The 12,031-nt window shown below is 35.9% G+C and carries 2 protein-coding genes; both read right to left on the reverse strand.

Going from position 1 to position 12,031, the window contains the following annotated elements; all coding sequences use genetic code 11:
- Positions 1–6 precede the first annotated feature (6 nt).
- The gene (locus KKI44_RS11250) at positions 7–10,293 is read right to left on the reverse strand and encodes a non-ribosomal peptide synthetase (RefSeq protein ID WP_214587369.1); all 10,287 of its coding nucleotides are present in this window, start codon (positions 10,291–10,293) and stop codon (positions 7–9) included.
- 119 nt (positions 10,294–10,412) lie between these two features.
- Positions 10,413–12,020, reverse strand: coding sequence for an MBL fold metallo-hydrolase (locus KKI44_RS11255; protein ID WP_214587370.1), 1,608 nt, complete (start codon positions 12,018–12,020; stop codon positions 10,413–10,415).
- Between the last annotated feature and the right edge of the window lie 11 nt (positions 12,021–12,031).

Below are 12,031 nucleotides of genomic sequence, written 5' to 3' on the forward strand. Positions count from 1 at the left end.
AAGTGACTATTGTGTTTTTATAAAATTTAAGAATTCCTGAATATATTTTGAGAAATTGATTGCTTTCCCAGATATAGGATATGATAGGTGAAGCAGAACTCCATTAGAATATTCAAAGACTTTGAAGTTAAGCCCATCAAAATCGGTTATTGGCATTTCATATTCAATAAAGCCTTTATGCTCCTTTGCTTCGCCGCTTTGATTAAAATAATTATATATTGCTAAAATATTGCTTTCGAGTTCTTTATTTTTCATTACTTGTATCTCTTTCCTGATTACTTCGTAAGGAATTTTTTGTGTTGTTCTAGCCTCTATCATTCCTCCATAATTTTTCAGTATTTCCGGAATTGAATAAGTATTAAAATCAGGATATGATAAAATGATTAAATTAGTTAAAACCCCCAGTATTTTTTCATATTCTGAATTTTCTCTGTTATTGCTTGTAACCCCATAAAATCTTCTGCTTTGATCATTATAGCTGTTAATGAGTTTCAAAAAGATGGATAAGCAAAATGCATTGAACGGCAGTAATGTTTTTTGAGATATTTTTTGAAAAATTGCAAAATCTTCGCCCGTAATAAAAAACTCCTTAATCGTGAAATTCTGATAATAAACAATATCCGACCCCTCTTTCGTACTATGATGATATAATGGTGTTTTTAATATTTCTTGAATCTGTTTATCTTTTAATGTTAATCCTTCGTGTGATTTCAGAAAGCTTTCCTGAGAATCAATAAAATTAAAATGATGAGGATGTACCGCAATATCATTTCCGGTATTGAAATAATTCTCTAATGCTTTTTTAAGATATTTCGCCGTGTAATCATCTGATAATGAATGATGTAAACCAAAAAATACTGAAGCTATGCATGGGTCTTTATCCTCAGTTTTAATAATAAACACCCTGATAAGTTCTCCGTCCAGTACGTTGTATGGACTGAGCATCATTTCCTTACCAATTCTCTCAATTTCTTTTTCAGATTTCTTCTGTATATTTTCCGTTCGAATTTTTATTACAATTTCTTTTTCAGATAAATAGCGCTGAATATAAAAATCTCCTTCTTTTTCATATTTTGTCATTAAAAAAGGAAAACTGGAAATTGATTTTCTAAGCTTATTTTCAAAATGCTTATCATTAAATTGATCTATTTTTATATTAAAACTAACTGATGAATATGGGTTTCTAAACAAATAATACTGATTAGGCGATACAGGTATAGCATCCCCATATGCCCAGTCTTTATTTTCACTTTCATTCACTATATTTTTAATATTTCTTTCAAATAGAGCACATAATTTTTCAATTGATTCCGGTGTAAATACCTCATCAGAATAACGAAAATTTATATTCATAACTCCATTCACAGTCATCCCGGAAATATCTATCAAAATATCTGTAGATAAATTTTCCGAAGGGACAGCCTGACCAATATTTTCTGACGAAAGCTGAAAATGAGAAATATTTTTTTCGGCATCATTTGCTTTGATATCATTAAAATCTCCAAGATAATTAAACTGTATCAAGGCTTTTGAACCAGAAATAATACTTTTTGTAAGATAATAAAGAACTCCATAACCAATCCCTTTTTTAGGAATACGGCGTAAACTTTCTTTTACGCTTTCTATCACAGGGCGGCTTTCATTGCTAATATCCAGTGAAAAAGGGTACATACTGGTAAACCATCCTATTGTACGGCTGATATCTGTGCCTGAAGAAATCTCTTCTCTTCCGTGCCCTTCCATCAGAATCTTGGTTTTAGTAATTCCAAACTGTACCTTTAATGATAAAGCCAGCCCGGCAAGCAGAAGATCATTGATTTCTGCTCCGTATTTTTTACCTGCTTTTGTATACAAAAGCTTTGTTGACTCTTCATTTAAGCTAAAACCTGCATTCCTGTTCAGTGTATACTTTCCTTCTCCACTATAATTATAATCTGTAGAAATAGCTGGATACATTTCCGATTCTATACTGTTCCAATACTCATTTTCTTCCGAAAGAGATTTACTCGTTGAATATTCTTGCAAAACATGACCCCATTTCTGGAAAGAATGTGTTTTAGCGGGAAAGTTATAATGAGTCCCGGAAATACCTGAATGATACAGATTATTAAGATCTTCCAGCAAGATACGCCATGAAACTCCGTCAACTACCAAATGATGAAGAATCAAAATCAGTCTGTCACCATCTCTCATGGAAACATGCCCAACATGGAACAAAATTCCTGAAGTGATATCAATGCTGCTCTGTAGCTCTTCTCCTATCTTCTGCAAACCTTCAAGTTCTTCAGATTCGGACATGCCTGTTCTTAAATCAAAATATTCATATCGATAATGTTTAGCTGAGGTATCAGCATTGAACTGGCTCCATTTTCCTTCTTCATTAGTGTATACCATTCTCAGTGCATCATGATGATTTACCAAACGTTCTACAGAACTATTGATAACAGACCCGGAAAGTCTGTCATCGCTTTTTAACAGTATGGACTGATTGTAATAGTTCTTATTGACAATTTCATTATTTTCAAAAAAATGCTTCTGAATAGGGGTCAGAACAACGTTTCCTGCTACAGCAGACTGATCAACAGGGATAACATGAGCTGTTATAAAATCGGATAATTCCTCTAAAACCGGATGTTGCAGTATATGCATTACCTTAAGGGTGTATCCGTACTTACGTAACTTTGATACGATCTGAATCGATTTGATAGAGTCTCCACCCAGATTATAAAAATTATCCTTGATACTTATCGATTTTTGATTCAGCACCTGTTCACATACCTCTACCAAAATACGCTGTTCTTCTGTAACCGGAGCTACATATTCGTTCTTTATCAGATCTTTTGACAGTACATCAGGAAGATTCTTGCGGTCAACTTTTCCGTTATGTGTTAAAGGAATACTTTCCAATTCAACGTAAAAACCGGGAAGCATATACTGGGGCAGCTTGGTTTCTAAATATTGAGATAATTTCTGCTTATCTATCATCGAATCACTTACATAATAAGCTACAAGGTTCTTCTCACCCTCATATTCTTTTACTTCCACCACGACACTTCGGATCGAGTTACTGTAAGACAGTATATGACTCTCAATCTCACCCAGCTCAATTCTATATCCCCTTATTTTTACCTGATGGTCAATTCTTCCCAGGTATTCTATACTTCCATCAGGAAGCCATCGTCCAAGGTCTCCTGTACGATACATCTTAGTTCCGGCAACAAATGGATTCGATATAAATTTTTCCTCAGTAAGATCAGAAAGATTCAAATATCCGCGAGCCAAACCTGCTCCCGCAATATATAACTCACCAATTACTCCTTCAGGTATCGGCTGATGATGATCATCTAAAATATAAACCTGAGTATTGGAAATAGGCCTACCAATAGAAAAATGGCATTCTTTATCAAACCTTAGCTCAACCGAAGTCACCGTTGTTTCAGTAGGGCCGTATTCATTATAGAAACGGCATATGGAACTCCAGGATTCCGCTAACTCCCTGCTACAGACGTCTCCTCCTGCAATTACTCTTTTTAAAGAAAATCCTTCATCAGGCTTTACCTCTCTTATTACAGCAGGAACCGCATGAAAATGGGTAATCTTATTTTCTTTTAAAAATACGGTTAAAGAATGATAATCAATAAGCTGTACTTTTGAAATAAGATAAAGCGCTGCTCCGTTTAGAAGAGCAAGGAATATCTGTTCCACAGATGCATCAAAGGCATAATTGGAAAACTGAAGAATTCTTTCTTTGTCATCAATTTGAAACTGATGAGACTGAGCGCTTATAAGATTGATTACGCTTCTGTTTTCAATCATGACTCCTTTAGGATTTCCTGTAGTTCCTGAAGTATAGATAATATAAGCCAAATTATCAGGTTTTGTAACACAGTCAAGATTGATGGCTGAATAATTATCTTTTACCTTTTCAAAATCTGAGAACAACGATTCGTCTATAACGACTTTTGCGCCCGTATCCTTAAGAATATAATCAATACGTTCCTGCGGATAATCAATATCAATAGGAACATACGCTCCTCCGGATTTTAAGATCCCCAGAATTGAGATGATCATTCTTTCACTTCGAGGAAGCTTGATACAAATCAGATCATCTGACTGAATGGCATACTGATCCCGAAGGTAATGCCCCAGCTGATTGGATAAGGCGTTCAGCTCAGCATAGTTAAGCTCTGTACCCTCATAAAAAACAGCGGCATTGTCCGGAGTCTTTTCTACCTGTTCTTCAAACAGATTCACCAGTGTTTTTTCTTCAGGATAAGAGGTACTTGTATTATTGAACGATTTCAGAATTTTTTCTCTTTCTCCGTCAACTAGATAATTTATTTCTGACAATGATATATCTGCTGAGGTTATAAAATGGCTCAGCACCTTCTTAAAATGGGAAACCAGATTGGTAACCCCTTCAGAATAAAATACCGATGAATTGTATCTGAACTCTATATGTAGACAGTCTTTATCCGGAGTAACAACAAAATTGAAATCATAATTGGAATGGTCAAATGATTCTACATTTTCTGAAGCAAGCCCTGCAGTGGATGAAGATTCAGCATTTGCTTCTTCATTCTTTAAATAATTCTCAAAAACAATAATATTTTTAATGAGATCTTTGCCCAAAGGCGATAATAACTGAATCTGTGCCAAACTGTTAAAATGATAACCTGTACTCTGAATAGAGTCTTGGTGAACTTTTTCCAAAAGACTGCGAGGGGTATCTTCTTTACTCACTTTAATATGCACCGGAATTGTATTGATAAACAATCCTACCATATTCTCAATACCTTCTATCTCTGGCGGTCTTCCAGATACTACTGCTCCAAATACAACATCTTCCGTTCCGTTATAAGAGCTTAACAGGTATGACCATATGGCTTGAGCATAAGTGTTCAGTGTAATTCCTAAATGCTTGCAAAACTGATTAACAGAAAGGAATTCTTCTTTTCCTATAATGAATTTTTCTGCAATGAAACGGGGCGTTTCCTCTTTTACCTGTTTTTCGAAAGGTAACGGACTTGGAGCATTGATTCCTTTAAGATAATTCTCCCAATAAGCCATTGCTTCTTCTTTATCAATTCTTGCTAACCATTTTATATAGGATGAGTATCTATGCGGTTCCGGCAAATTAATTTCTATTCTCTGCTGCAGTGAACTTAAAATTATAGAAAAATCATTAATCAGAATTGCCAAACACCATCCGTCCATAATAATATGGTGATGACTCCAGATAAACTCAAATGCCCCATCAGGCAGCTCAACGACCATAAGACGCATCTGGGTAGGCTCATTAAGATTAAAGCCGCGCATAATATCACCCTGTCTAATATCATCTAAATCCGCTGCTGATTCCAAAATAAAATGCTTAAAGTCTACCCGGGCTTTTTTATGAACTATCTGAAGCGGAACATTACCATACCGATTGTCAAACGATGTACGAAGAATTGTATAGCGATTGACCAAAATACCGAAAGCTTTTTCTACCAATGATAGATCCAGATTAGGAGACTTGATCCTGTAGGAAGCCTGCATAAAATAGGCAGACCCTTTCGGATCAACAAACCAGTGGTAATACAATCCCTGCTGCATTGGTGAAAGCTCATAGATATCTTCTACTGTATTTCCCCTGTTAAGATCACTGATGGTTTTAAAAGACAGTCCTTTATAGGTAAGATCAGAAGGAGTTAGTATTCTTTCTTCTCCATGTTCCATGATCAGGATACGAAGATGACGCTGATAAGACTCTGTTAATTTTTTAAGAGTAGATTCTGTAAATATTTTATCTGAGTAACGGATATCTATATTCATTGTTCCATGTACGGTCATCCCGGATACATCTAGCAAAATGTTTGATGACATATTTTCAGCGGGTACGGCTGCTCCTATATTTTCAGAAGAATATTGAAACGCTGAAGCATTATTCTCTATCGTACCATTACCAATATCATCAAAATCTCCCAGATAATTAAACTGTATAGGAGGGATCTCTGCGGAGGAGATTCTTTTATCCAAATAATGTAATACCCCATAGCCTATTCCTTTGTCCGGAATACGGCGAAGTCCTTCTTTAATACTCACTAATTCCGGCTGTTCTGCATTACTGATATCCAGTGAGAATGGAAAAACAGAGGTAAACCAGCCTACGGTACGGCTGATATTTATATTGGGGGAGACAGCCTCTCTTCCGTGCCCTTCCATCATCACCCTGGTCTTACTGATTCCAAACTGTTCCCGTAATGACAGCGCCAGACCTGTAAGCAGCAGATCATTAATTTCTGCTCCATATTTTCTGCCTGCACGTGTTTTTAATAACCGGGTCTCTTCTGCTGTAAGAGTAAACCTTATGTTTTTATCCGGTATTTGTTTACCATTTACTAAGTAATCTGGTTCCGGCACAGAGTAGTCCCCCGATTCTATGCTCTCCCAATATCTGCGTTCCTTCAAAAGAGCCTGACTTTTACTATATTCTTCCAATGTTCTGCCCCACGTCTGAAATGAATCCGTTTTCGCTGGCAGAGAATATGGTTCTCCTTTGATTTCTGATCCATACAGATTTCCCAGGTCCTCCAGTAATATACGCCATGAAACTCCGTCTACTACCAAATGATGAAGAATCAGAATCAGTCTGTCACCATCTCTCAAGGAAACATGACCAACATGGAATATAATTCCTGAAGTGATATCAATACTGCTCTGCAGTGCATCTCCTATCTTCTGTAAACTTTCAAGTTCTTCGGATTCAGATGTGCTTGTTCTCAGGTCGAAATACTCAAGACGATAATGTTTTCGTGAAGTATCAGAATTAAACTGTCTCCACATTCCTTCTTTATTTGTGTATACCATTCTCAATGCATCATGATGATCGACAAGCTTTTGCAGGGATAATTCTAATGCTGCTCCTGAAAGCCTTTCCTGACTTTTGAGAATAACAGACTGATTATAATAATTCTTGTTATGAATATCCTCGTTTTCAAAAAATGACTTTTGAATCGGAGTAAGAATAGAATCCCCTGTGACTACCGACTGGTCGATTTCTACAACATCAGTAGTCATATGCCGGGCTAATTCCTCCAATAAAGGATACTGTAATATATATTCTACCTTTAAAGAATATCCATATAAGCGTAATCTGGATACGATTTGAATTGACTTAATTGAATCTCCACCCAAGTTATAATAGTTGTCACGAATGCTTATAGGGCTATGCTTAAGTACCTGCTCACAGACTTCCACCAAAATACGCTGTTCTTCTGTAACCGGAGCTACATATTCATTCTTTATCAAGTCTGCTAACGATACTTCAGGTAAGTTCTTACGGTCAACTTTTCCGTTACCTGTTAATGGGATACTTTCCAGTTCAACGTAAAAACCGGGAAGCATGTACTGGGGCAGCTTGGTTTCTAAATATTGAGATAATTTCTGTTTATCTATCAACGAATCGCTTACATAATAGACCACAAGGCTTTTGTCTCCCTGATGCTCTTTTACTTCCGCCACGACACTCCGGATCGAGTTACTGTAAGACAGTGCATGACTCTCAATTTCGCCCAGCTCAACTCTATGCCCCCTTATTTTTACCTGGTGGTCAATTCTTCCCATGTATTCTATTCTTCCATCAGGAAGCCATCGTCCAAGGTCTCCTGTACGATACATCTTAGTTCCGGCAACAAATGGATTCGGTATAAATTTTTCCTCAGTAAGATCAGAACGGTTCAAATATCCACGGGCCAAACCTGCTCCCGCAATATATAATTCACCAATTACTGCTTCAGGTACCAACTGATGATGGTCATCTAAAATATAAACCTGAGTATTGGAAATGGGTTTACCTATGGAGGCTGCTGACCCATCTGTTTTATGGGCTATACATCCGATAGTTGCTTCTGTAGGTCCGTATTCGTCATAGATTTCTATATTATCACTGATTGACTGAATGATGTTGATATGTTCTTTATAAAGCTTTTCACCTCCTAAAATAATTTTACGGATCCCTGTGCTACTGATTGCAGCATGTCTAAGTAAAGAAATATGGGACGGGGTCAGCTTAAGAATATCTATTTCCTCATTCCCCAATGCATTTAAAAGGGACTGCAGACTATTGTCCTGTGAACTTCCCAGCCATAATTTGCTTCCTCTTGAAAGAGAACAAAAAACAGCAGTCCCGGAAAGGTCAAAAGATATAGAGGTAAATAATCCCCAGTTACCCCGGTCATTTTCTTTAAAATAAAAACCATTGCTCCAGCAAACATAATTCATCAGATTGGAATGCGTGATCATTACGCCTTTAGGATTTCCTGTAGTTCCTGAAGTGTAGATGATATAAGCCAAATTATCGGGTTTTGCAGCACAGTCAGGATTGATGGCTGAATAATCATCTTTTACCTTTTCAAAATCTGATAAAAACGATTCGTCTATAACGACTTTTGCTCCCGTATCCTTCAGAATATAATCAATACGTTCCTGCGGATAATCAATATCAATAGGAACATAGGCTCCTCCGGATTTCAAGATTCCCAGAATTGAGATGATCATTCTTTCACTTCGGGGAAGCTTGATACAGATCAGATCATCTGCCTGAATCGCATACTGATCCCGAAGGTAGTGCCCCAGCTGATTGGATACGGAGTTCAGCTCTGAATAGTTCAGCTCTCTACCCTCATAAAAAACAGCGACATTATCCGGAGTTTTTTCTACTTGTTCTTCAAACAGATTTACCAGTGTTTTTTCTTCAGGATAAGAGGCACTTGTTCTATTGAACAATTTCAGAATTTTTTTCCTCTCTCCGTCAACCAGATAATCTATCTCGCTGATAGAAATATCCGGAGCCTGGCTGAATTTTAATATGAGTTCTCTGTAATGCCTGATAAAGCTATGAATGATATGAGGTTCATATATTTCTGTATTATAGTTTGCCCGTATGTATAACTGACTATTAACTACTCCAAAATGGAATTCTATATCATATTTACAGGTGCTTTCCGCTTCCTCAATGATGTTGGTATAAATTTCCTGTGTAAGATGTGGATCTTTTCTTTCGTCATGAAAAGTTATTGAAATATTAAAAACGGAGCTTCTGCTTTGATCTCTTTTGAAATTAATATCTTTTAAGATCTCACTTAGCGGATATATAGAATGTTCATATGCCGGTATCAGATTTTTCTTAATCCTGTTAAACAGACTGTTAAAACTATCTGTTTCGGAAACTGTATTTCTCAGAATCAGAGTTTTAAGAAAATAACCTATCTGTTTATCAAATTCGGCTCTTTCTCTGGTGGCCATATGAGATCCAATGATGAGGTCATCATTATTGGTATACTTATAAATAAGTACTTTTAAAATTGTAAGTACCCCTGTAAATAAACTTCCCTGAAGCTTTTGTGAAAGTTTTTGGAGCAGGTTGGTTTCATATTCTGATAAGAACATCCGTGCAGAAATACTGTCATAAGTCCTGAATGAAGGATATGGCTTGCTCGTAGGAAGCTGAAGAACATCAGGTAACGGTGATAAGATATCTTTCCAATACTGTTTATGATGATCCGTTTTATTCAACTGTGTCTGATACCAGTCTATATAGTCTCTGTATCTGTAGGGTGTATTTTCCAGTTTGCTCTCGCTCTCATTTAAGAAAGCATCATAAGCAATAAACACTTCATTTTCAAATATTTTACCGGACCATTCGTCTGATATAATGTGATGTATATTATAGTAAAATAAACTTTGATTACCCGGCAGCTTAATTAAAAAACATCTTAATAGCGGATCTTTTTCCAGATCAAACCGGATAAGATTATCCTGATTGATAAATGCTATGCCTTTTTCATAGTTTGCATGTCTGTAATCTATTACATCCACATTGATACTGCTTTCAGGATGAATGACCTGAAGCAAATCACCGGAGATACTCAAAGTAAAATTCGTTCTCAATATCTCATATTTATTAACAACAAATTGCAGAGCTTTTCTTAGAGTTTCAATATCCAAAGTATGTTCAACCTGAATAAATGAAGGCAGGTGATACGCTGCAGAAGACTTTGAATCTTGGCACGCAGCCCATATTTCTATTTGTGGATAAGATGCCTTATAATGAATATTACCATTAATATCTTTGAAAATATGGTCAGAAGAATTACTTTTTAAAAACTGAACGATAGAATCTTTATGGGTTCTTATTTCTTCCAACAGTTCTTCTGAAATACTTTCTTTATAAGAAACTATTTCAAGGCTATCACTTCTTAATAAAACTTCAATATTATTTTCTTTTAATTTTTCAATGAAACTCTTCATATAATTTTTTGTTATGTTAATAATCATCAGACATTATACTTCAGCAGTACGGACGGATAATTACATTAGTGTAAAAGATGATAAGTATAAAACAGTAATAATTATTACCATATGTATCCTTACAGATATTCTATCGTTTTTTCTCCAAAAAGTCTTTCGGCACCAATTCCTCTCGCTATACATTCTTCCAAAAGCTTATTAGACTCTACAATTGCTTTGGATTCATCAGTATATTTTATAGAACTTATGAAAACCAGCCAAGGTTCCATTCCCATAGCATATACAAACACATCTTTAGGATTAAAAATATCGATAAAAGCCATACCCTGATTATAATCTGAGCCCGCCAGGCGTCGGGAAAGGTCTTTATCCCGATCCAGCTTTTCATACATCAACGGTCCATACAACCAAGATAAAGGAGCTCCTTCGCATTCCATTCCTAAAAACAATACATCCACTTCGCCTACAACTTCTTTTACCTTTTCATAAATTCTCGGTTCTATATTACATGAATCTGCTGCAAATAAAAGCCTGATTCCATTATGCAAAGAGAAATGATAACACAGTTTACTTCTCACATCTAGATCAGCATGCTCTCCTAAGAAAGGAAGCCCTGTGATCGTACAGTTTTCCATTTCAATACTTTCAAGCTCGTGAAGCTCAATAACCTGATTGAATCCGATTTTTTTAAACATTAGTTTAAGGTCCGGATCCTGTAAATTTCCTTTGCTGCTGCTTGGAACAATAATTGTTTTTATCCGGTGGCGAAGCTGCAATAGGGTTTCCAAAAGAATATGATCCTGATGGTTATGTGTAATCAAAACGTAATCAATCTCCTCAGGAAGATCATTAATGGTATATCTGTTTACATCGGTTTCATAGCCATCGTAGCTTATTACCGGATCTACCAGTATTGATATCTTTTTTGTTTCTACCAAAACGCAGGCATGACCAAAATATCTGGTTCTGACGCCAGGTCCGTCGTATGCCTTGAATTCAGATGGTTTTTCTGTTGTAAAAAACTGTTTGAAATGCTCTTCTTTTTCAGCAGGGATATTTAAAAGATTCTTAATGCTTTCATAGCTTCCTGGAATTTTTTTCATTCTGAACAATTCGTCAATCACTTCTGATTTGAAAGGAATTTCCAATTGAATAACATGATCTTCAGGTAATCTGGGTGTACTTAATACAAATGATCTTGAATCATCTGCATCAATAAGCTGTAATGCAATAGACTGACAAGATTCATCATAATATTTACTCTGGTATAATAACGGCTCGATGAGTCTGTAATTAACATTATTATTCAGGTCATAATAAAGTTCTACATACCCTTTCAGAATTTCAGGGACTTTATCATACATCTTGTTCAGAGAAAATCCTTTCATTTCTACCTGTAAAATCTGGTTTAGCTCTCTTAATGCCTCATCCAGTTCTAATAAATGCTTTCTTTTTTGAATGGTGTCATCATATAATTTTGTGATTTCCTCTACTCTTTCATCCTGATAATCCATAAACGGACCTCCTAGCATTTTAGGATTTTTAACAGCTATACTGTGGGTTTTAGAATTTTTAATATAAGAGTCCATAATTCTGAGATGGCGCTTTTTAATATTCATTGCTGCAGTAGCCGGAGATATAAGGTGTGACCAGGCGTACCAAAAATCGATCAGAGGCTCAATGATCACATTAAGTTTCAAATAATACTTATTATCCAATTCTTCCATATACTATATAT

The organism is Chryseobacterium sp. ZHDP1 (genome assembly GCF_018603435.1).
GTDB lineage: Bacteria > Bacteroidota > Bacteroidia > Flavobacteriales > Weeksellaceae > Chryseobacterium > Chryseobacterium indicum.

Excerpts from the sequence above, each read along its gene's own strand:
- KKI44_RS11250 (WP_214587369.1), bottom strand. The coding sequence starts at position 10,293 with ATGAAGAGTTTCATTGAAAAATTAAAAGAAAATAATATTGAAGTTTTA.
- KKI44_RS11255 (WP_214587370.1), bottom strand. The coding sequence starts at position 12,020 with ATGGAAGAATTGGATAATAAGTATTATTTGAAACTTAATGTGATCATT.